Below are 20,465 nucleotides of genomic sequence, written 5' to 3'. Positions count from 1 at the left end.
CCATGGCTTAAAGGGTGCCGGTCCCGGTCGAGGATCACGGGTATGGTGTTGACCCCGGCGGAGTGTCGGGGCTAGTTGGCGGTTGCCGCGTAGAGGTTCATGCTGGCGGAGAAGATGATCCAGGAAATGTAGGGGAGCATCAGGACCCCGGCGGTCCGGCTGAGGGGCCCGAACCGGAGAACCGTCACGCTAACTCCCACGAAAAGTGCGGTGATGACGACGAATGCCAGCCACAGGGCGGCGGCACCGAGCATGGGGTACATGCCGAAGAATGTGGGTGCCCAAGCCAGGTTCAGGGCCAGCTGGACGCCGTAGGCCGATAGGGCGCCGGCGCGGCTGCCCGCTGGGCGCCGCCAGATGAGCCAGGCCGCTACGGCCATGGCCGTATACAGCACCGTCCAGACGGTCGCGAAGACCCAGTCCGGCGGTGTCCACGGAGCCTTGTTCGCCGCCGCGTACCAGCCGTGGGCGTTCGCGATAATAGCCAGCGAACCCAGGAATGACACCGCGTGAGAGAGGGCAAGGAAGCCCAGCAGCGCCATAATCTGACGGCCGATGCCCGACCCGCCGGGCATCGGCTGGCCGGGGAGGGGTTCTTCAGATTTCGGGGGCACTGATACACCTTGGCCAATCCAGGGGTGCCCGTCAAACCGAAGATTGCACCGGAAAGTACTCTCGAGCGTTCCCGTTGTGCCCTGGTTGCAGTTGTCCGGGTGGGCTCAGCCGATGAGTTCGGCGCTGGATCTGCTCAATAATTTGAGGATACCGGCGACCGACTTCCCCGCGGCGGCGGCTATCAGCTCCAGCGGCATGCCGTCGGCCTGTGCAGCCTTGACGGCGGCCAACAGGGCATCGTGGGCCTGGTCAGACTCGAAATTCAGGGTCTCGATGTGCGCCGCAGCGGCCCAGATGTTGCAATGGTGCGGTCGGTGTGAATCCATGCTGGTCCTTTCCTCGCCGCAGGGTCCGGCGGACTGCGCAAACCCTGACCAACGCCCTGGATTTATCCGTATCCAGGGCACACCCTTGATTCGGTGCCGGACGGCGGCCGGACGGGTAGCGGGAGGCAGCGCGAACCCTCTCCGCAGTTGGCCGGCTGACTGCTGCATGCTCAAGCGTCCTGCTTAGCGGCCAATTGGGGGACTGCGCTGTCAGGGCCCAGACTGTTGCGAATCGTGGCAACATACGCGGGCGTGGCAGCGGCCGGGTAGTGCCTGACTGGACGGGACCAGACCGGAAATCCGTCCGGTTATTGCCGCGAGATAAGGTCCATAACGAAGAAGAGGTCCAAGAAAACCTCAACCAGGGCGTGAGAGCAGCAATGTGGGAACCCTGTCCAGTCCCCCATTGGGCGGGGTTCCCTCAGGTGCCAGGCCTCGGGCCGTCCCTGGGAGCGTGGGTGGTGATCATGCGGCCGCTTTCGCGGACGCCGAATCCATCGAGACGCTCCAGCCTGAATTGCTTAGCTGACGAGAACCGTGGCCCGTTGACGTGGCCGCGCACTCGCAGGGGCGATAGCGTCCCGCCGCCGGCCGAGTGCCGGATGAAAGGGTTTGCCTTTGATGTCCCTGGCGGAGTCCGGTATTTGGGGTTGCCCGGCACGGTGTCGGACTACGGCGGCCGCGGAGTGGAGGGGACGGCATATGGTTCCCGGGATGGCCATCTTTTCAGGGACGATTCTGGTGAGCGGTGGTGGGTCATCTTTCGCCGCTCCACGGACGTGGTTCCCTCGCGTGCGCTGATTCACGGCGATGTCCTGGCCTGCAGTGCCGCGCACGATGAGCAGGTACGGGTCAAGGAGTTAGCCGCCGATGTCCTTCAGACCGACGCCGACGCAGCGTTCAGGGAAGCCGCCCCGTCATCCTTTGAAGAAGCCGCCGGACTCGCGTCTCTCGCTGCCGGGAAGAAGGGCTCCTGGCCTCGTTGATGCGACGTGGCGCCGCCAAGGGATGCGGAAGCCGCACGGATGCGGGGGGCGGGGAGAGTGGAGTCTCACGGCCTCAACTATCGGGACTGCCCGGGGTCAGCCGACGTGGACGCAGGGGCGGCGGGTGATGTCGGGTTCGGCTTCGCGGAGGACTTCTCGGGTGACGGGGGCGATTTCGCCTTCACCGAAAGCGAGGAAGCGCAGGAGGTTGGTGACGGGGTTGCCTTCGGTCCAGCGGAAGTAGATGTGCGGCATCAGGCCGGTTACGTCCCGGATGTGCAGGAGGACGGAGGCGATGGTGTTGGGAATGACGGGTCCGTGAATGGCACAAGGCGGAGAACCTCTTGGAACAGTGGGGTTCCAGGGACGACTCCGACTACCAGATCTATGCCGCGCTGGCCCGGGCACGCACTGTCTTCTATACCCCTGCCGTGCTCACCTCACCCAAACAGGTCCACGCCGATCTCGAACATATCAGCACGCGCGTATCGATCTGCGTGGACCAGCACCTGGAAAAAATCGGCAAGAAGACGCCACCGCCCTGGAACTGCTGCGCGACCGCTACGACCGGGACAACGTAGCCCTGATCCTCATCGGTATGCCTGGGATTGAAAAATGGTTCAGCCGTTATGCACAGCTCTACAGCAGGGTCGGCTTCGCCCACGAATACCGCCCACTCGCCCAGGCAGAACTGAATTTCGTCCTCGAGCGCCGATGGCACAAACTTGGCCAAACCCTGGACCCGGACGATTTCACCGATGCCCAGGCCATCGCCGCCGTCGTCCGAATCACCCGAGGCAACTTCCGCCTCATCGACCGGCTCTTCACCCAAATCGAACGGGTCATGAAAATCAACGAACTCAGCACCATCACCGACGACGTCATCGAGGCCGCACGCTCAACCCTGGTAATCGGAATCAGCTAGAACCGCCAAACCGAGCTGTGAAAAAACCGCTATTCCGAACGAACAGTCACAATAGCCCCGGCCAGCAATGGATGGGGACGTGGCCGCTGTCTTCCCCGGCACGGTAATCGACCGATGCTCCTATAGATGAAGTTAAGCTGTTTGCCTGCCGCGGACGATCTGCGGCAGTGTGGGTGGAATTGAGGCGGCGGTTTCGCCGAATTGTGATGTGGCGGGTCGGCCGGGTTTTCAGTTGCGGGCCGGCCTCCACCGCCAATACCAATGGGATTCCCCAGACCCACACCGGACGCACGGAGACATCGAGAGCCAGATCTCCTTCCGTTTCGGCGTTTCGGAGCAGGCGACTTTGGAATAGACAAATTGCTCACCGGTACCGACCGCGTCTAGTAGGTTTCACGAGCCTGGTTTTGGAAGTTGGGCTGACCAAACCCCGCTACAAATGATCGCCCTGAAACGACCGATCAGGCCGTCGCCCGGTATAGGCTCTGCTAGTTGGGGGCAGCCAAGGAGCGCTCCTGCATACGCCAGAGAGAAGCGCCCCTTATGAGCAATAACCATCACTCCGCCTATCAGCAACCGTGGCCCGCACAACCTTCGGGGCCGCAGCGTCCGGTCGGGATGCTCTCCCCGCAGGACGCTCAAAAGTCCCAACGCTGGCGGCTCATCCTGGGGTGCACGTCACTGGCCCTCGCCCTCTTCACGGGCTTTTACGCCTTCACGAACATCGCCTCTGTCATCCGCGCGAAGAATGCCGTTGAAGCCTCCGGCGGCTACGTCCCGGAGAGCGCCATGACCATTGCCTTTGCGATCATCGGGGTCTTCTGCTTCCTTGCCATCGCCTACACCGGCATCGGAGCCTGGAACATCGCAGCCCGACGCTCCACAGCCAAATCTCCGCTCATCGCCGCGATCATCCTGGCAGCCACGGCCTTCATCCTCATCGTCGTCAACATGACAACCAAATCGACCGGGGGGACCCAGATCAGCGGGCTCGGCCTAAACGCACTCATCCTTTCCCGGGCCCTCATCGTCTTGCGGCTGAAGAACACGACTGCTTATCCCGCAGTCCCCGACTGGACCAACTGACAAGCGTCACATCACGAGCCGCGCCATGGATTCCCTAGATTCGAAGCACCAACGGATGCGGCTCTATATGAAAGGCCATGAGCATATTGGGTGATGTCAGGTACATTCCTCCCGAACAATGGGACATTCTCCCAGTGCAGCCGCCCTCGGGAATGTGGCAACGTCGGGCGGTCCCGTGGATGGTGTCCGTTCTCGCTACAGTCGGGGTCGTTGTTATCGCAACAGTGCTTATTGTGGCGTTCCGTGCGCAGACCATCACTTGGATTATTTGGATTCCGATATCCTTGGTTTTTATTGAACTCGTCCCAATAATCGTGATCAGCATCAAGGCATCTGTGCCCTACTCGCGGGAACGAAAGCTCGGATACACCACCTGGCCTGATTCGCGTAGGAAATAGCTAGGAAGATGCCGCCGCTGGGAACATTATGGCCGGCGAGCCAGCGTTCGAACAGGCAGAGGTATTGTTGGCCGCGGACAGGTCCCGCATGCGCTGCCGCTCCGCTGCACGCCTACGCAAGCAGTCACACGCCGGTCGGTTGGCAACGGTAATTGCGGCCTTGCGCAGTCCTTTCAGGACATATCCGAATAGTCGCCTCTCGGCATTCCCGACATTGCTTCCTCATGCGCGCTGAGGGATCCACTTGCGGGCCGCAGCCGGCGCCAAATAGCGCCGCAAAAAGACCGGCATTTACCGCCGAAAGTCACAGTTAAGAGGGCAGTCCGCCAAACGAACGGACTGCCCTCTTCCGGTTACTTCTTACCGCGCCGCATAGTTCTCGACCAGAGCGCCCATGCCCGTCTCAGGCCTAAAGCATTGAGCTCCTTAACTGGTCCTTCGTGCAAAGCCGGGTAGACATCGTCCCGGATCTGGTTGGCCTGGGGATCTGTCATCGTCCTGGTTAGCGGCCGGAGTACTAGTCGGATCAGCGCGTTGGCTTGTCCTTCACAGATCTGGAGCCGCTCCTGCACTTTCAGGGGAAGCTCCGCATGGGCAGTGATGGCCAGTAGTTCAACGCTTTCCAGGTCGTCCGCTTGCCCGTTCAGTGCTGTCCTGACTCGATCCCCGAGTACTTCCGCATCCATGTCGGCGGGGAGGACGATCGGTATGTCCCGCCGGATGGGGGGCATCTGGGAAACTGGCTGCCACGGTTCCAGGTTCATCATCTGCCGTTCGATGCGCTTGTCCCTGGACCGGAGCAGCCTGATGTCCGGGATGCCTTTGCGCAGCATCAGGGCACGGTCAAGACCCATCTTCTAATCAAGCCCCGACGTGGGACAGATCAACGCCGGCCGCTCCACCCAGCGCGGACAAATCGGGCGAAACGCACCCTCACGGGGCAATTGTTTTTTCGAGTCACGCGCCAGGCAGAACGACCGGCATCAACACTGCCAGCGAGTCCCAGACCAACCACTGCAAGACTCACAGTTGTTTTTTGCTGCCACAGGAATCGGGGCCCGGCCCGGCCCCTCGCGACGCCTTGTCCGGACCCCGGGACGAGCCTAGACTCGCGGCTATAGGCCGGTTTTCGGCCAATCCCGCCCAATTCTGAGGAGACAGCCGTGGCGCCAAAATATGGAGTGCTGGCACTGGTCGAAGCCAAGCCGGGGAAGGAGCAGGATGTCTGGGACTTCCTCAACGGCGGCCGCGACATCGTCCTGACGGAGCCCGGCACCCGGACCTGGTACGCCTTCCGGGTCAACGAGAACACGTTCGGCATATTTGACACCTTTGACACCGAGGCGGACCGTCAGGCCCACCTCGACGGAGCGATCCCCGCGGCCCTCGGCCAGCACGGCCCGGCGATGCTGGCCAAGGACCCCGACATCAAACTGATCGAGCTCATCGCGGTGAAATAGGTAGATGGCCGCCCAGCCGCCGGCCGCCCAGCCGTTGGCCGCCCAGCCGCCGGCCGAACGGGGGCACATTGACACGGACACGCCGTCATTTGAGCCCGAAGCGGCTGTTCCGGTCGGCGAAGTGCCCCCGGACGCCTACAGGGACGCCTACAGGGACGCCTACAGGGACGCCTACAGGGACGCCTACAGGGACGCCTACAGGGACGCCTACAGGGACGCCTACAGGGACGGCGACAGGGGGACGCAGGGCGCCGTCCGGACCGCACCCAGATGACGAACAACTATGTGACGCGGCGTTACCCTGCGTGACCGGGTGTTTCCGCCGCCGTTGTTGGTCCCGCACGCCGCGCCTATCGTCGATGCATGGCAATTCAGGACATTTACCCCACCGCGCTGCGCCTGCTCGGCCGCCCCGTGCTGGTCGTCGGCGGCGGACCGGTCGCCGCGCGGCGCGCCAAGGGGCTGCTCGACGCCGGCGCCCGCGTCACGGTGGTGGCGCCGCTGGCATCCCCGGCCCTGCGTGAACTTGCCGATGCCGGGCTCCTGACCTGGGAGCAGCGCCCCTACCGGACGTCCGACGTCGGCGGCGCCTGGTTCGTCCAGACCGCCACCGGCGACGCCGCCGTGGACGCGCAGGTCTCAGCTGACGCCGAGGGGCAGCGGATCTGGTGCGTCAACGCCTCCGACCACGAAGCCTCCGCCGCCTGGACACCCGCCGTCGCCGTCGTGGACGACATCAAGATCGCTGTGAACGCCGGGGGAGACCCGCGCCGCGCCATGGCCCTGCGCGACGCCGTCGCCACTGCCCTCGAAACTGGAGACCTGCCGCTGCGCCGGCGGCGGGCCCGGACCGATCCGTCCGCAGGCTCCGTTGCCCTCGTGGGAGGCGGACCCGGCGACACCGGGCTCATCACGGTCCGCGGCCGGCGGCTCCTGGGCCAGGCCGACGTCGTGATCGCGGACCGCCTGGGCCCGCGCGAGCTCCTCGCGGAACTCGCGCCCGATGTCCGCGTAATCGAGGTCGGCAAGACCCCCGGCCACCACCCCGTGCCGCAACTAGAGATCAACGCCATCCTCGTGGCAGAAGCCCGGCAGGGCCACCGCGTGGTCCGGCTCAAGGGCGGGGACCCCTACGTCCTGGGCCGCGGCGGCGAGGAAGCCGAATTCTGCCGCCAGCACGGCGTCGAGGTGGAAGTGGTTCCCGGCGTCACGTCGGCGATCTCCGTCCCCGCCGCCGCCGGCATCCCCGTCACGCACCGCGGACTGGCCAAGGGCTTCAGCGTAGTGACCGGCCACGAGGAGCTGTCCGAGGTCCCCGCCCGCGCCGATCACACGATCGTCCTGCTCATGGGCGTGGGCCAGCTCCGGGATTCCGCCGACTCCCTGGCCCGCGCCGGTTTGCCTCAGGGGACACCTGTTGGCATCGTAGAGAATGGTTACCTGCCGAACCAGCGGGTCACCATCGGAACCTTGGGGACCATCGCGGACCAGGCGGAGGACGTCGGCGTCGCGAATCCGGCCGTGATCGTGATCGGCGACGTCGTCCGCGTCAGCCCGTACGCGCCGTCGCACTTCAAGACCGCCGATTACAGCACCACCTCCCCGAACGCCCCCCGTACCTCCCGCACCACCAGGACCCGCGTACTGACCCCGTAAAGCCCGTCGATTGCTCCACAACTGCCGTTATCAAGCCTCAAAAGGGCGTTTATGGAGCAACGGATGCAAAGAAAAAAGGAACACAGCCGTGTCAACAAACACCCCCGTAGGAACCGCCGCCCGCCCGCTGCGCGTCGCTGTCGTCGGCTCCGGCCCCGCCGGTGTCTACGCCGCTGACATCCTGACCAAGAGCGAGGCGGTCAAGAGCGGCGAGCTCACCGTCAGCATCGACCTCTTCGACCGCTACCCGGCACCCTACGGCCTGATCCGCTATGGCGTGGCCCCCGACCACCCCCGCATCAAGGGGATCGTCAACGCCCTGCACAAGGTCCTGGACCGGGGCGACATCCGCTTCTTCGGCAACGTGGACTACGGCACGGACCTCTCAATCGAGGACCTGCGCACGCACTACGACGCCGTCATCTTCGCCACCGGCGCCATCAAGGACGCGGACCTGAACATTCCGGGCATCGAACTCGAGGGCTCCTTCGGCGGCGCCGACTTCGTCTCCTGGTACGACGGGCACCCGGATGTGCCGCGAGACTGGCCGCTGGAGGCCAAGGAAATCGCCGTGATCGGCAACGGCAACGTGGCCCTGGACGTGGCCCGCATGCTCTCCAAGCACGCCGATGACCTCCTGGTCTCGGAGATCCCGGACAACGTCTACCGCGCCTTGAAGGATTCCCCGGTGACGGACGTGCACGTCTTCGGCCGCCGCGGCCCCGCCCAAGTCAAGTTCACCCCGCTGGAACTGCGCGAACTCTCCCATTCCAAGGACGTGGACATCATCCTCTACGCCGAGGACTTCGAGTTCGACGCCGAATCCGACCGCCAGATCCAGAGCAACAACCAGACCAAAACCATGGTGGGCACGCTCACCAACTGGATCGCCGAGCAGCCTGAGGACCTCTCCGAGCTCACAGCCTCCCGCCGCCTGCACCTGCACTTCCTGCACAGCCCGGTGGAGGTGTACGGGGACAATGCCGGCGACGCCGGCGCACCCGGTCGCGTCGCCGGCATCAAGTTTGAGCGCACTGAACTGGACGGCACGGGCAACGCCCGGGGCACCGGCGAGTTCGTCGACTACCCGGTCCAGGCCGTCTACCGCGCGATCGGCTACTTCGGCTCCGCCCTGCCCGAGGTCGAATTCGACCACAAGAAGGGCGTTGTGCCGAACGACGGCGGCCGTGTCCTCGATGCGTCCGGCGCCCACGTGCCGGGGATTTACGCGACCGGCTGGATCAAGCGCGGTCCGGTGGGGCTCATCGGCCACACCAAGGGCGATGCCCTGGAAACCGTGACCTACCTTTTGGAAGATCGCGAAAACCTCCCGGTTGCCGAGGCACCCGCCGAAAGTGCCGTCGTCGAGCTCCTGGAAAGCCGTGGCGTGCAGTTCACCAGCTGGGAAGGCTGGCTGGCGCTGGACGCCCACGAACTCGCCCTCGGGGCCGAGGCGACGGCCGCCGGCGGTTCGCACGGCGTCGCGGTGGCCCGTGAGCGCATCAAGGTGGTCCCGCGCCAGGACATGGTTGCCATCTCCCGCGACGGCGTGGCTGCGCAGGTCTGAGCTCCCGCCACTGTCTGGGGACTGGCGAAAAACAGCGCTGTAGTCAGTAGGCTTACCGTCATGAGGCTCCGTCACAGCAACGCGTCCGGCCGCGGGTACCGCCGGGTCCCGGCCGGGACCGGGTTCAGCTACAAGGATCTGGACGGCTCAACGCTGCCCGCCGGGCCCGTGCGCGAACGGCTGGAAAGTATCGGCATCCCGCCGGCGTGGACGGACGTGTGGATAGCGCCCTACGACAACGGCCACATCCAGGCGACCGGACTCGACGCCGTGGGCCGGCGGCAGTACATCTACCATCCGGGCTGGCGGGAGCGGAAAGACCGGCTGAAGTTCGACCGCGCCCTGCAGCTCGCGGAAACCCTGCCGGCCGCGCGCCGGCTCGTGACCATGGACCTGCGTTCCGAGGGGCTGACGCGGGAACGGGTGCTCGCGGCCGCGTTCCGGATGCTGGACAGCGGATCGTTGCGGGTCGGTTCCGAGCGGTACACCAACGAAAACGGCAGCCACGGCCTGGCTACGTTGCTCTGCGCCCATGTGGGGGTGAGGAAGGACGAGCTCAGGCTCAGCTTCCCCGCCAAGAGCGGGAAGACCTGGGACTCGCGGATCGCCGACGCCGACCTCGCCGCCGTCGTGCGGCTGCTCAAGCGCCGCGGCGGGAACGCCAGGCTGCTGGCCTACAAGGATGGCCGCAGCTGGCATCCGGTCTCCAGCGCGGATATCAACGCGTACGTGAAGGAGCGGACAGGCGGCGATTTCACGGCCAAGGACTTCCGCACCCTCCGGGGGACTGTGGCGGCGGCGACCAGCCTGGCCCAAAGCGGGCCGCAGCGGCAGGTCTCCGCCCGGAAGCGCGCCGTCAGCCGGGCAATGCAGGACGCGGCGGCGGTCCTGGGGAACACGCCGTCGATCGCGCGGAAGAGCTATGTGGACCCCCGCATCCTGGACCATTTCGCGGCCGGGGACACCATTGACCCGAAACGGCTCGCCTCCGCCGAATCCGAGGTGCGGGCCCTGCTGTACCGCGAAGGCGAAGTCGTGTCCCTGCGGGGGTAGGACTCGCGCTGCGATTCGGTTGGGCGGAGCCGGCCCTACATCCGGCCAAACCGGGCCCGGACCAGCGCGAAGACGCCGTACGCCACGAAACCGGCGCCGATCGCCAGGAGCAGGTAGGGGCCGAGGGCCTGGTCCCGCAACGCCTTGAGGCTGCCGTCCAGGCCCGTGGAGGATCCGGGGTTGTTCGTGGCCGCGGCCACCACGAACAGCAAGCCGGCCAGGATCAGCGCTGCCCCTTTGGCGGCGTGACCTGCCACGCCGAGGGCGCTGATCAGCTTGCCCCGGCGGGTCCCCTCGAAACGGTGCAGCTCCTCCTTGAACTTCTTTCCGAAGCCCTTGACGATGAAGTACACCCCGATCCCGATAACCGTCAGGCCCAACGCAATGAGCAGGGGAGCGCCGAGGGGACGGTTCATGACGGATTCGCTGAAGTCCCGGGTGGAGTCGCCGGAATCGCTCCGGACGCCCGCGGCGAAGCTGGCAAACGTGAACCCGAGGCTGCCGTAGGCGATGCTGAGGAAACCGGAGGAGATGAGCTTGCCCAGCCGTTCACCGCGCGGAAGATGACGGGCCCGCAGCGTGGCTTCACTCAGCTGCCAGAGCGACAACCCGGCACACCCGAGCAGCCCGGCCCACATCACGGCCGGGCCCCAGGGAGTTGCCGCGAGCTGTTCAATGGCGCCGGTGGGCTCCGCCTGGCCTTGCGCACCGAAAGCCAGCTCAATGGCAATCGCGCCGATGATGATGTGAAGGAGCGCCATCACGGCGAAGCCGGCACGCGCGAGGACGTCGAGTGCCGTGCTGTTCGAGGCCGCCTCCGCGGTGGCGGCGGCTGCGCCGGCGGCTTCCCCTATTCCGGTGGCCTTGTCCGGCGTTTTTCCCGTCATGGCTGTGCCTCGAAACCTCATTCCGTCCGCGGAGCGGGCGTCCGGGTGCAATGGCGCTGATTCTACGCTGTGCAGCACCCGGCCGACCTCTCTGCTATCAACTTTTTCCTAAGTGTGCTTACCATAGCGGAGACATGGCTTCTTGGGGCCATGACGCTCGCGGGCGGTGCACGCCACGCGCCCGCGGCGATTCCGGATTCGATCACAGACGATAGGAAGCTCAACATGGCAGGTAATCTCGTTGCCCGATCCATCCACGACCTCACCGCGGGTGCCTGGTTCGGCGGTTCACTGATGGGCGCCATCGGGTTGAATGGCGCGACGGCGGAAGCCAAGGACCCGGCCGAGCGCACCCGGCTGTCGAGCCTGGGGTGGAAGAAGTGGGCCCCGTTCCAGACGGCCGCCTTCGGAGCGCACTTCCTCTCCGGACTGGCCGTCGTGTGGGAGAACAAGGGCCGGATGGCCAAGCAGGACGGCGTCACCCGGCTCACCGTCTACAAATCCATCGTCACCCTCGTCGGTGCCGCAGTCACCCTCTACGCAGGCGTGCAGGGCGCCAAGGTGGACAAACTGGCCGCCGAGGGCGCTGAAGGCGCCACCGAGCCCAAGCATGGCGCCTCTGAAGAGCTCCGCTCCGCGCAGCAGCAGCTGAAGATCCTGCAGTGGGCCATCCCGGTCTTCGCCGGCTGGGTCATCATCCTTGGTGCCAAGCACGGCGAGATGCAGCGTCCTAAGAACGTATTCCAGGGTCTCGCGCGTTAGATCCCGGCTCGCCGGGTTCCGGCCGCACGCTGGATCCAGGCCGTACGATGAAGGCCTCCGGGCGGAACGAAGGTTCCGGCCGGAGGCCTTTGTCGTGCTCGGGCGGCGTTTTGCTGCGGCCCGCGGCCGCCGCCTGGAGCAAGGTCTACCGCAGGGGCGACGCAGAACTAACCTCGGCTAGTCCTGGAGCCACTCCGCGCAGGAGTTCAGGTTCCGGTTGACGCTGTCGACGGCGGCGGCCTCGTCGCGCGTCTCAATGGCATCGACCAGCTCGCCGTGGCCTTCGTGGGGGAGGCCGTTGAAGCCGCCGCGGCGCTGTTGCCGGAGGAGGTCATTGTGGAAGACCTCGCCGAAGCTCACGTACAGCTCGTGCAGCAGGGGATTTCCCGACGCCTGCGCCACCAGAACGTGGAAGTCCCAATCGGCCCGTCCCCAGGCGGCAAAGTCCCCGGAGAGCCAGGCGGCGCGTCGTTGCTCCAGGAGCCCGCGCATGGCGGCGACGTCGCCGGCCGTCGCATGGCGGGCGGCGAGCCTGGCGGCCTGGGTGTCCAGCCCCACGCGGACTTCAAGGATGTGCTCCTGGGTGTGGTCCCGGTACATGCGCTGGGCGGCGCCGGACAATTCGCTCGTGGCACGAACATACGTGCCGTCACCGCGGCGGACCTCCAGCATGCCGCTGTGCGCCAGCGCCTTGATGGCCTCGCGAAGCGTTCCGCGGGAGACCCCCAGGACAGCCATCAGCTCGGGCTCGGCCGGGATCCGCTGCTGCAGCGGCCATTCCCCCGAATGGATGAGTTCGCGCAGCTTGGCGGTGATTTCCTCGACCAGCGGCGGCCGGTGCGACGCGGTGAGTGTCATCGCTGCGTCCTTTCGGCGGACTCCGGGGAAGTGCGCCGGAGCTGCGCGGGCGGCAGGGTTGCGGGCCGAGGGTGCGTCGGCTTCAGGTCTTTGGGGCGGCCCGTGAGGAGGTGCCCGACCACGATCTGGCCGAGGGCCACGGCCAGCAGCAGTGCCAGGGGCAGAGTCCAGGAGTTGGTGGCGCTGTGCAGCAGGCCCATGCCGAAGGGCCCGGCGGTCGCCAGCAGATACCCGGCCGACTGGGCCACGGTGGACAGTGCGGTGGTCTCCGCGGTGGTGCGCCCGCTGCGGCTGATCATCACCATGACCAGGGGGAAGATGCCGAGCCCGAAACCCAACAGCACCGCCGTCAGGGGGGCCCAGCCGACCGGCAGGACCAGCATCGCGAGGACGCCGAGCGCCATTGTCACGGTGGCCAGATAAAACGCGGTCCGCAGCATCCGCGGGCGCGAGCCGATGGCGACCAGCACCATGCCGGCGGGGACGGAGACGAGCTGCATGAGCCCGAACATCAGCCCGCTGCCGGAGGCCGTAAGCCCCATCGTGGCCAGCATGTAGGGGAACCAGCTCAGGACGGAATAGGCCAGGAGCGCCTGCACCGTGAAGCCAAGGGTGATGAGCGCGCCCGTGCGGGTCCGCAGCAGGGGCCACGGGGAAATCCGGGCGGCCTTGACCGTGGAGGCGTTGCGGTGGGCGTGCACGGCGATCGGCAGGAAGCCGAGGCAGGCGCACAGGGCCAGGAGGCCGATTGACCCGACCCCCGCGGAGGGCGATCCCAGCGCCTGTGCCACGGGGACGATCAGCACGGCGGTGACGGTGGCGCCCGTGGTCATGGTCACCGTGTACAGGGCCGTCATGAGGGACGTGCGGTCCGCGAAGTGCACCCGGATGAACGCGGGCATCGCCACGTTGCAGATGGCCAGCCCCGACATGCCCGCCACGGTCCCGGCGAGCAGCATCCCGGTGGACGGAATGCCCCGGAGCAGGAGACCCGCGGCCAGCATCACGAGCGACAGCAGGATGGACTTTTCGAGACCGAGGTGGCGGGTGAGCCAGGAGGTGGCGGCCCCTGCCACCGCGAAACACAGTGTGGGAATCGACGGGAGCAGCGCGGCGATCAGGGGCCCGTAGCCCAGGGCGGCCTGGAGGTCGTGGAAGAGTGCGGCGGAACCCGTGATGCCGGCGCGCAGGTTCAGGCCGATCAGCACGAGCGCGACGACGCCGGCAACAATGACGCCGCGCGGGCGGCCGACGCCGGGGGGAACTGTCTGGGGAAGGGCGGAGACCGCCGTGCTGCTAGCCATTGTTAAAGGTTAGACGTTTGACGTTTGGGCCTTAGCCTTTAGTGGCGAAGATCTCGGAAAGTGACAACGGAGGCGACGCCAGGAAGCAAGGCGGGGAGGAGGGGTCCGGTGTCAGCGCGGGTGGCGCGCGCCCAGCCGCTGCACGGCCAGCGCCAGCCAGAGCTGGACCCGGTCCTGCGTCTGGGCCGGGTCGTACCCGGTGAGCTCGGTGATCTGCGCCAGCCGGTAGCGGACGGTGTTCCGGTGCAGGGTGAGGTCCTCGGCGACGGCGGCCACCGAGCCGTTGTTGTTGAGGTAGCTCTCCAGCGTGGTCATGAGCTCTGCCCCGTGCGCGGCATCGAAGGTCCGGAGCGGATTCAGGGACTCGTTGGCCATGTCCCCCAGCGGAACGTCCTCGCTGGCCAGCAGCAGCGAGGTCAGGCTCAGCCGTTCGGGCTCGTTGACCGGCAGTCCGTGGCTGGCGGCGTCGCGGGCCTCGAAGTAGCTCCAGCGCAGGCCGTTCGGCTTTGTGTAGGCCCCCCCGATGCCGATCGTGGCGTGGATTCCGGCCTCGGCCAGATGGTCGCTGAGGCTCCTGGCAAGAGCAATGGCGCCGCTGCCGTCGTCGGGGAGCACCGCGATCAGGTCCTTCCCGACGACGGCGCTCACCGCCTTCTCGAGCGGCTGTGGCAGCGAGGAAGCGCTCAGCTGCTTTTGGTGGGGCGCGGATTCGGCCAGGAGGACCACGTTCTTGCGGGTCGTGTTGATGCCGACCCCCGCGAGCCGCCGGGCCGCTTCACTGGCCTCCAGGGTCCCGTGGATTACGTCCTCCAGGACCTGCCCGGCGAGGGCCCGCTGGGCCTGGCGCTGCTTGACCATGTTGTTGAGCTCGACGCTGATCAGGTTCTGCGCATAGCTGACGATTCCTGTGTCCTCGAAGGGCTGCTTCACCCAGAGGGTGCAGGCATCGCGGCGGCCGGTCGGGATGGGGTAGGACGCCCAGCCTTCGGCCGTGGGGGCGGCGCGGCCGGGCATGCTGTTGTAGAGCTCCGCGGTGAACTGGGTGAGGACGATCTCGGTGCGCAGCATGGAGCCCAGGTGCTTCAGGAGTTCGGCGAGACCGCCCCCGGTCAGCAGGGCCCGGGCCAGGATCTGGTGCCCGGCGATGAGGCGTTCGAGTTTGGCGAAGTGGTCCGCGGACTGGGCGTCGGCCACGAGCTTGCCGATGGCGATGAACGGCGTCTCGTACGGCACCTCCACCACGGGCAGCCCCCAGCGGTTGGCCTCGGCGATCAGGGCAGGCGGCACGGCGTCGTGCGTCAGGCCGATCCCGAAACCGATCCCCACCGCGCCGGCGCGCTGGACCTGGCGGACGAAGCGGCGCTGCTCCGGGGCGCTCTTGAGCCGCATCCCGGTTGTCAGGATCAGTTCCCCGCCGTTGAGGAAGCGCTGCGGATCCTCCTGCTCGGTGACGGCCACCCAGAGAATGTCCTGGTGCCAGGTGGTCTCGGCGAGGCCGGCCTTGGTGAGTTTGAGGGACGGAACCCCCAGCAATGCGGCGAGTGAAATGGCCATGGATTCAGGATAGCCGCGCGCTGGACAAGCGCACTAAAAGCGCCGTAGGACGGTGTGCAGGTGCCTATTCCCTGGCTTGGCCGGCTGGCATAGGCTCGTGAGCAGTCGCACGTCCGCTCATCATTTACTGACTGAGTACGAGAACAGCACGAAAGAGGTTTTACACCGTGGTTCAAACCTTGCAGAACTTCATCAACGGCGAGTTCGTCACCCCCGCCGGAACCGGGATGCTGGACATCGTCAACCCCACGAACGGTGACGTCGTGGCGAAATCGCCCATCTCCGCACTGGCCGACGTCGACGCCGCCATGACGGCCGCGAAAGACGCCTTCAAGAGCTGGAAGCACACGACCCCGGGCCAGCGCCAGCTCATGCTGCTCAAGCTCGCCGACGCCGTCGAGGCCAACAGCGACGAGCTCGTCGAGGCCCAGCACCGCAACACCGGACAGGTCCGGTCCCTCATTGCCTCCGAGGAAGTCGCCGCCGGCGCCGACCAGCTGCGCTTCTTCGCCGGTGCCGCCCGCATCATGGAAGGCAAGTCCGCCGGCGAGTACTTCGAAGGCCACACCTCGTACGTCCGGCGCGAACCCATTGGCGTCGTCGCCCAGGTGGCGCCGTGGAACTACCCCTTCCTCATGGCCATCTGGAAGATCGGCCCCGCCCTGGCCGCAGGCAACACTGTGGTGCTCAAGCCCTCCGACACCACCCCGGAATCCACCCTGGTGCTGGCCCGGCTGGCCGGCGGGATCTTCCCCGCCGGCGTGCTGAACGTCATCCTCGGCACCGGCGAGACCGGCGCCATGATGGTGGAGCACAAGGTCCCCGGCCTCGTCTCGATCACCGGATCCGTCCGGGCCGGCGTCGCGGTCGCCTCGGGCGCCGCCAAGGGCCTCAAGCGCGCCCACCTGGAGCTCGGCGGGAAGGCCCCCGCGGTGGTGTTCGCGGACGCCGACATCAAGAAGAGTGCCGCGGCCATCGCCGAGTTCGCCTTCTTCAACGCCGGCCAGGACTGCACGGCGATCGCCCGCGTGCTGGTCCAGGACGCCGCCTATGACGATCTCGTCGCCGCCCTCGTGGAGCACACGAAGACCCTCCGCACCGGTTCCCAGAACGACGAGGACAACTACTTCGGCCCGCTGAACAACGTCAACCACTTCAATGCGGTGGCGTCCGTCGTCGAGCACCTGCCGGCGAACTGCAGGATCGAGACCGGCGGGCACCGCGCGGGGGAGAAGGGCTTCTTCTTCGAGCCGACCATCGTCACCGGCGCCAAGCAGAGCGATGACATCGTCCAGAAGGAAACGTTCGGCCCGGTCATCACGGTGCAGAAGTTCAGCACCGAGGACGAGGCCGTGGAAATGGCGAACGACGTCGACTACGCCCTGGCCTCCAGCGTCTGGACGACGAATCACGGCACCGCGATGCGCCTGAGCCGGGACCTCGACTTCGGCGCGGTCTGGATCAACACCCACATCCTCCTCACCGCCGAAATGCCGCACGGAGGCTTCAAGCAGTCCGGCTACGGCAAGGACCTGTCGATGTACGGCGTCGAGGACTACACCCGCATCAAGCACGTCATGTCCGCATTAGATGCATAACGCCGACGCATAACACCGACGCATAACGCTGTCGCGTAGTCCCCACCGGCGCCCTAACCCCGCTCCGCTTCGGCTAGGGAACCCTGCCGGCGTGGCCCCCCCCTTCAGTCAAGAAAGGCTTTCCATGACCACCACCGCACATGACATCACCTACCGGCTTGAGCAGAAGCGCCGCGTCCAGGCCGACTTCCCGGGCCCCAAGTCCCTCGCCCTGACCGAACGCCGCAAGGCCGTGGTCGCCGCGGGCGTCGCGTCCAGCGTTCCGGTGTTCGTCGCCGACGCCGACGGCGGCATCATCCACGACGTCGACGGCAACTCCTTCATCGACCTCGGCGCCGGCATCGCCGTGACCAGCGTTGGCGCCTCCGACCCCGCCGTCGTCGGCGCCGTGAAGGAAGCCGTGGAGCACTTCACCCACACCTGCTTCATGGTCACTCCCTACGAAGGCTATGTCGCCGTCGCCGAGCAGCTGAACCGCCTGACCCCGGGCGACCACGAGAAGCGCACGGTGCTCTTCAACTCCGGCGCCGAAGCTGTCGAAAACGCCGTCAAGGTGGCCCGCCTGGCCACCGGCCGGGACGCCGTCGTCGCCTTTGACCACGCCTACCACGGCCGCACCAACCTGACCATGGCCCTGACCGCCAAGGCGATGCCGTACAAGAGCAACTTCGGCCCGTTCGCGCCCGAGGTCTACCGCATGCCGATGAGCTACCCCTTCCGCGAGGAAAACCCCTCGATCACCGGAGCCGAGGCCGCGAAGCGCGCCATCACCATGATCGAAAAGCAGATCGGCGGCGAGCAGGTCGCCGCGATCATCATCGAACCGATCCAGGGCGAGGGCGGCTTCATCGTCCCCGCCGACGGGTTCCTGCCCGCACTCGCTGCCTGGGCCAAGGACAAGGGCATCGTCTTCATCGCCGATGAGGTCCAGTCAGGCTTCTGCCGCACGGGCGAGTGGTTCGCCGTGAACCACGAAGGCGTCATCCCGGACATCATCACCATGGCCAAGGGCATCGCCGGCGGCATGCCGCTCTCGGCCATCACCGGCCGGGCGGACCTCCTCGACGCAGTCCACCCGGGCGGCCTCGGCGGCACCTACGGCGGGAACCCGGTGGCCTGCGCCGCCGCCCTGGCCGCCATCGGCTCGATGGAACAGTACGACCTCAACGCCCGGGCCCGGCACATCGAGGACATTGCCCTCGGCAAGCTGCGCGAGCTCGCCACAGCGCTTGGTGACAGCTCCGTGATCGGTGACGTCCGCGGCCGCGGCGCGATGCTGGCCATCGAGCTGGTCCAGCGGGGCTCGAAGGAACCCAACCCGGAGCTGACCAAGGCCGTCGCAGCCGCCTGCCTCAAGGAGGGCGTCATCATCCTCACCTGCGGCACCTACGGCAACGTCATCCGGCTCCTGCCGCCGCTGGTCATCAGCGACGAACTCCTGCTGGACGGCCTCAAGGTCCTGGCAGCCGCCATCAAGGCCAACGCGTAACGATTGACGAGCAGAGCCGCGGACGGTAAGTCCGCGGCTCTGCTCGTTGTTCCGGGTGTGCTATTTCCAGGCTGTTGCGTCGAGCTGGACCGCGATGACGTACAGGTGCTGGCCTTGCTCGATCTTCTCGATCTTCTCGACCTCATAGACGCGGACCTTGGTCTGCGGGACGGTCCCGACCGGACGGCCGACGCCGATCCCGTAGCTGAGAACGCCCTCGAAGTCACCGGCCGGGGCGAAGCTTGTAAGGGCCTTGTATCCGATGGCGGGGGCCGGTGAGTTCTTGATGGTGCTCCCCGTGCCGTCCGCGGTGTGGGCCTGGGCGCCGTGGAACACGACCTTCAGGATGCTGCCGCTGCCGGGCAATGGAATCGGCAGGCCGCTACCGTCGGCGAGCAGCGCGGGGACGAACCCGACGTCGTAGCTGGGGAAGCCGCCGGTGAACCGGAAGCTCAGCTGGTCATACGGCGGGGCGTCGGAGGGATGCTGGCCTGCGCCGATGCTGTAGAGCGTGGGCAGCGGAGCGGCCGGCGGCGGCGCGGTGGGCACAGGGTTCTGGTGGTCCGTGTGCAACGGCGTCCCCTGGCCGGGCCAGGACCAGTCGTGCGTGATCGTGGAGGAAATCACGGTGTCGCCTGACTGCGGGGGCACCGTCTCGTCCGAATCGGCGGGTACCGTCCCCGTCCCCGTGGCCGAAGCCGGCGGGCTCCCCGGGGCTGGGGGCGTGGCGGTGGCCGAGGACGTGGTTGAGGCGGTCGGGCTGCTTGCGCCGGGTTGCGGCGCGGACGGTGTGCAGGCCGAGAGGACCAGCAGGAGCGGCAGGGTTCCCAACCCGGCATTCCTCGCCCCGGGTGCGCGGCTGGTGATGGCATTCATGGCTGGCTCCCCTCGATGGGTCCAGCCTAGGCACGGAAGATTGCCCTGCTCAGGACCATAAGTCACCCCTATTCGGGGCCGCGCTGGGCTAGAGTCGTTCCTACCACTGCAGGAACGCAGACCGGCCGACGTCGCCCGGCACCCCCGGAGCAAAGCTGGCTTCTGCCCCAGACCCGTAAGGGGTTCATACATGCGATACGTAGTTGGCTACACCCCCGGCGAACGCGGCGCCGACGCCGTTGCCCTGGCCTCGGCCATGGCCCGCGCCCAGGGAGCGCACCTCGACCTGGTCTATGTGGTGGACCGGCGCACGCCCTACGTGGCCATGAACCCCGAGGGACGCCGCGTCAGCGCCGCCGAGCAGCAGGTGCTCACGGCCGAGCGCCAGGGCCTGGCCATTGTTCCCGAGGGCTTGGAGGCGCGGTTCCACGTCCGGCAGGCGGACTCCTTCGCGGCGGGCCTCATCGATGCGGCCGTGGAATACAAGGCCGGCCTGATCGTCGTCGGCGCCGCGAACAACGGCATCTTCAAGCGGTACTCCGTCGGCAGCGTGGCCAACGCCCTGCTGCACGCCGCGCCGGTACCGGTGGCGCTCGCCCCCCGCGGCTTTCGCCACACGGAGCCCATCACCCGGCTGACCCTCGCCGTCGGCCAGCGCGCCGGAGCGGAGGCCGCGATCGACGTCGCGATCGAATCCGCGAAACGCCGCGGCGTACCGCTGCGGCTCGTCTCGCTTGTCGAGCTCGACGCCGAGGGGGACGGCGGGGAGAACATCAATGCCGCCCACGTCCACGCCAACACCGTTCTCGCCGCAGCCGCCAACCGGTTGCCCGAAGGACACCATGTCAGTGTCGAAGTGGCGCACGGACGCACCATCGAGGAGGCGATCGATGACCTTGAGTGGGACGACGGGGAAATCATGATCGTGGGTTCCTCCCGCCTGGCGGAAAAGAACAAGCTCTTCATTGGCAGCACGGCCAACAAGGTGCTCCGGGCCCTGCCCGTCCCGATGGTCGTGGTCCCGCGTGACTACGAGCGGGTCGATACCGTTCCGGAGGACTGACC

The 20,465-nt window shown here is 66.8% G+C and carries 20 protein-coding genes and 1 pseudogene; 12 read left to right on the top strand and 9 right to left on the bottom strand.

What is annotated here, in order from left to right; genetic code table 11:
- Positions 1–71: 71 nt before the first annotated feature.
- The 3 genes and pseudogenes from AC1DCZ_RS11270 to AC1DCZ_RS11260 all read right to left on the bottom strand — a co-directional run.
- Positions 72–614: a TspO/MBR family protein gene (locus tag AC1DCZ_RS11270; RefSeq protein WP_476974648.1), complete on the bottom strand. Its 543-nt coding sequence runs from the start codon at positions 612–614 to the stop codon at positions 72–74.
- A 105-nt stretch (positions 615–719) separates the two neighbouring features.
- The gene (locus AC1DCZ_RS11265; protein ID WP_476974647.1) at positions 720–941 is read right to left on the bottom strand and encodes a hypothetical protein; all 222 of its coding nucleotides are present in this window, start codon (positions 939–941) and stop codon (positions 720–722) included.
- A 1,082-nt stretch (positions 942–2,023) separates the two neighbouring features.
- A pseudogene (locus AC1DCZ_RS11260) lies at positions 2,024–2,251 on the bottom strand (amino acid transporter); the annotation flags it as partial.
- Between the two features lie 20 nt (positions 2,252–2,271).
- Between AC1DCZ_RS11260 and AC1DCZ_RS11255 the strand changes: the two are divergent.
- The 3 genes from AC1DCZ_RS11255 to AC1DCZ_RS11245 all read left to right on the top strand — a co-directional run bounded on the left by AC1DCZ_RS11255 (position 2,272) and on the right by AC1DCZ_RS11245 (position 3,938).
- Positions 2,272–2,508, top strand: coding sequence for a hypothetical protein (locus tag AC1DCZ_RS11255; RefSeq protein ID WP_476974711.1), 237 nt, complete (start codon positions 2,272–2,274; stop codon positions 2,506–2,508).
- Positions 2,509–2,525: 17 nt separating this feature from the next.
- Positions 2,526–2,852, top strand: coding sequence for a TniB family NTP-binding protein (locus AC1DCZ_RS11250; protein WP_476974646.1), 327 nt, complete (start codon positions 2,526–2,528; stop codon positions 2,850–2,852).
- Positions 2,853–3,395: 543 nt separating this feature from the next.
- Entirely contained in the window at positions 3,396–3,938 is a 543-nt protein-coding gene (locus AC1DCZ_RS11245) for a hypothetical protein (protein WP_476974645.1), read from the top strand.
- 751 nt (positions 3,939–4,689) lie between these two features.
- Here AC1DCZ_RS11245 and AC1DCZ_RS11240 read toward each other — a convergent pair.
- On the bottom strand, positions 4,690–5,190 hold the full coding sequence (locus tag AC1DCZ_RS11240; protein WP_476974644.1) for a hypothetical protein: 501 nt from the start codon (positions 5,188–5,190) through the stop codon (positions 4,690–4,692).
- Between the two features lie 309 nt (positions 5,191–5,499).
- Here AC1DCZ_RS11240 and AC1DCZ_RS11235 point away from each other — a divergent pair, with 309 nt between their 5' ends.
- The 5 genes from AC1DCZ_RS11235 to AC1DCZ_RS11215 all read left to right on the top strand — a co-directional run bounded on the left by AC1DCZ_RS11235 (position 5,500) and on the right by AC1DCZ_RS11215 (position 10,072).
- Positions 5,500–5,796 (top strand): putative quinol monooxygenase, encoded by a 297-nt coding sequence (locus AC1DCZ_RS11235; protein WP_226759316.1) that lies wholly within the window; start codon positions 5,500–5,502, stop codon positions 5,794–5,796.
- Between the two features lie 4 nt (positions 5,797–5,800).
- A complete protein-coding gene (locus AC1DCZ_RS11230) occupies positions 5,801–6,070 on the top strand; it encodes a hypothetical protein (protein WP_476974643.1) in 270 nt (89 codons plus the stop codon).
- Between the two features lie 89 nt (positions 6,071–6,159).
- On the top strand, positions 6,160–7,452 hold the full coding sequence (gene cobA, locus AC1DCZ_RS11225; RefSeq protein ID WP_476974642.1) for a uroporphyrinogen-III C-methyltransferase: 1,293 nt from the start codon (positions 6,160–6,162) through the stop codon (positions 7,450–7,452).
- An 88-nt stretch (positions 7,453–7,540) separates the two neighbouring features.
- Positions 7,541–9,019 carry an FAD-dependent oxidoreductase gene (locus tag AC1DCZ_RS11220; RefSeq protein ID WP_476974641.1) on the top strand — a complete coding sequence of 493 codons (1,479 nt, stop codon included), beginning with the start codon at positions 7,541–7,543 and terminating at the stop codon, positions 9,017–9,019.
- 60 nt (positions 9,020–9,079) lie between these two features.
- Positions 9,080–10,072 (top strand): DNA topoisomerase IB, encoded by a 993-nt coding sequence (locus AC1DCZ_RS11215; protein WP_476974640.1) that lies wholly within the window; start codon positions 9,080–9,082, stop codon positions 10,070–10,072.
- A 35-nt stretch (positions 10,073–10,107) separates the two neighbouring features.
- Here the strand turns inward: AC1DCZ_RS11215 and AC1DCZ_RS11210 are convergent, their stop codons facing one another.
- Entirely contained in the window at positions 10,108–10,959 is an 852-nt protein-coding gene (locus tag AC1DCZ_RS11210) for a DUF1206 domain-containing protein (protein ID WP_476974639.1), read from the bottom strand.
- 225 nt (positions 10,960–11,184) lie between these two features.
- On the opposite strand from AC1DCZ_RS11210, the gene AC1DCZ_RS11205 reads away from it, so the two are divergent.
- Complete coding sequence (locus AC1DCZ_RS11205; RefSeq protein WP_476893925.1) at positions 11,185–11,721, top strand: hypothetical protein; 537 nt, start codon at positions 11,185–11,187, stop codon at positions 11,719–11,721.
- A 177-nt stretch (positions 11,722–11,898) separates the two neighbouring features.
- Here the strand turns inward: AC1DCZ_RS11205 and AC1DCZ_RS11200 are convergent, their stop codons facing one another.
- From AC1DCZ_RS11200 to AC1DCZ_RS11190, 3 genes are all read right to left on the bottom strand, one after another.
- Entirely contained in the window at positions 11,899–12,579 is a 681-nt protein-coding gene (locus AC1DCZ_RS11200) for a FadR/GntR family transcriptional regulator (RefSeq protein WP_476974638.1), read from the bottom strand.
- Positions 12,576–13,883 (bottom strand): MFS transporter, encoded by a 1,308-nt coding sequence (locus AC1DCZ_RS11195; protein ID WP_476974637.1) that lies wholly within the window; start codon positions 13,881–13,883, stop codon positions 12,576–12,578. Before AC1DCZ_RS11195 ends, AC1DCZ_RS11200 begins: the two co-directional genes overlap by 4 nt.
- 111 nt (positions 13,884–13,994) lie before the next feature.
- Positions 13,995–15,437 carry a PucR family transcriptional regulator gene (locus tag AC1DCZ_RS11190; protein ID WP_476974636.1) on the bottom strand — a complete coding sequence of 481 codons (1,443 nt, stop codon included), beginning with the start codon at positions 15,435–15,437 and terminating at the stop codon, positions 13,995–13,997.
- A gap of 167 nt (positions 15,438–15,604) precedes the next feature.
- Between AC1DCZ_RS11190 and AC1DCZ_RS11185 the strand changes: the two genes are divergently transcribed.
- Both AC1DCZ_RS11185 and gabT read left to right on the top strand, forming a co-directional pair.
- Positions 15,605–17,035 carry a gamma-aminobutyraldehyde dehydrogenase gene (locus tag AC1DCZ_RS11185; RefSeq protein WP_476974635.1) on the top strand — a complete coding sequence of 477 codons (1,431 nt, stop codon included), beginning with the start codon at positions 15,605–15,607 and terminating at the stop codon, positions 17,033–17,035.
- Between the two features lie 124 nt (positions 17,036–17,159).
- Complete coding sequence (gene gabT / locus AC1DCZ_RS11180) at positions 17,160–18,524, top strand: 4-aminobutyrate--2-oxoglutarate transaminase (protein ID WP_476974634.1); 1,365 nt, start codon at positions 17,160–17,162, stop codon at positions 18,522–18,524.
- Positions 18,525–18,584: 60 nt separating this feature from the next.
- Here the strand turns inward: gabT and AC1DCZ_RS11175 are convergent, their stop codons facing one another.
- Positions 18,585–19,400 carry an AMIN-like domain-containing (lipo)protein gene (locus AC1DCZ_RS11175; protein ID WP_476974633.1) on the bottom strand — a complete coding sequence of 272 codons (816 nt, stop codon included), beginning with the start codon at positions 19,398–19,400 and terminating at the stop codon, positions 18,585–18,587.
- Positions 19,401–19,590: 190 nt separating this feature from the next.
- On the opposite strand from AC1DCZ_RS11175, the gene AC1DCZ_RS11170 reads away from it, so the two are divergent.
- Positions 19,591–20,463 carry a universal stress protein gene (locus AC1DCZ_RS11170; protein ID WP_476974632.1) on the top strand — a complete coding sequence of 291 codons (873 nt, stop codon included), beginning with the start codon at positions 19,591–19,593 and terminating at the stop codon, positions 20,461–20,463.
- Positions 20,464–20,465 lie beyond the last annotated feature (2 nt).

Source organism: Arthrobacter sp. 10N418 (genome assembly GCF_056394725.1).
This window is presented reverse-complemented; position numbering and strand designations above follow the sequence as displayed.

Excerpts from the sequence above, each read along its gene's own strand:
- AC1DCZ_RS11250 (WP_476974646.1), top strand. The coding sequence starts at position 2,526 with ATGCCTGGGATTGAAAAATGGTTCAGCCGTTATGCACAGCTCTACAGC.
- AC1DCZ_RS11245 (WP_476974645.1), top strand. The coding sequence starts at position 3,396 with ATGAGCAATAACCATCACTCCGCCTATCAGCAACCGTGGCCCGCACAA.
- AC1DCZ_RS11170 (WP_476974632.1), top strand. The coding sequence starts at position 19,591 with ATGCGATACGTAGTTGGCTACACCCCCGGCGAACGCGGCGCCGACGCC.
- AC1DCZ_RS11175 (WP_476974633.1), bottom strand. The coding sequence starts at position 19,400 with ATGAATGCCATCACCAGCCGCGCACCCGGGGCGAGGAATGCCGGGTTG.
- AC1DCZ_RS11195 (WP_476974637.1), bottom strand. The coding sequence starts at position 13,883 with ATGGCTAGCAGCACGGCGGTCTCCGCCCTTCCCCAGACAGTTCCCCCC.
- AC1DCZ_RS11190 (WP_476974636.1), bottom strand. The coding sequence starts at position 15,437 with ATGGCCATTTCACTCGCCGCATTGCTGGGGGTTCCGTCCCTCAAACTC.
- AC1DCZ_RS11265 (WP_476974647.1), bottom strand. The coding sequence starts at position 941 with ATGGATTCACACCGACCGCACCATTGCAACATCTGGGCCGCTGCGGCG.
- AC1DCZ_RS11215 (WP_476974640.1), top strand. The coding sequence starts at position 9,080 with ATGAGGCTCCGTCACAGCAACGCGTCCGGCCGCGGGTACCGCCGGGTC.
- AC1DCZ_RS11205 (WP_476893925.1), top strand. The coding sequence starts at position 11,185 with ATGGCAGGTAATCTCGTTGCCCGATCCATCCACGACCTCACCGCGGGT.
- AC1DCZ_RS11230 (WP_476974643.1), top strand. The coding sequence starts at position 5,801 with ATGGCCGCCCAGCCGCCGGCCGCCCAGCCGTTGGCCGCCCAGCCGCCG.
- gabT (WP_476974634.1), top strand. The coding sequence starts at position 17,160 with ATGACCACCACCGCACATGACATCACCTACCGGCTTGAGCAGAAGCGC.
- AC1DCZ_RS11200 (WP_476974638.1), bottom strand. The coding sequence starts at position 12,579 with ATGACACTCACCGCGTCGCACCGGCCGCCGCTGGTCGAGGAAATCACC.
- cobA (WP_476974642.1), top strand. The coding sequence starts at position 6,160 with ATGGCAATTCAGGACATTTACCCCACCGCGCTGCGCCTGCTCGGCCGC.
- AC1DCZ_RS11240 (WP_476974644.1), bottom strand. The coding sequence starts at position 5,190 with ATGGGTCTTGACCGTGCCCTGATGCTGCGCAAAGGCATCCCGGACATC.
- AC1DCZ_RS11210 (WP_476974639.1), bottom strand. The coding sequence starts at position 10,959 with ATGACGGGAAAAACGCCGGACAAGGCCACCGGAATAGGGGAAGCCGCC.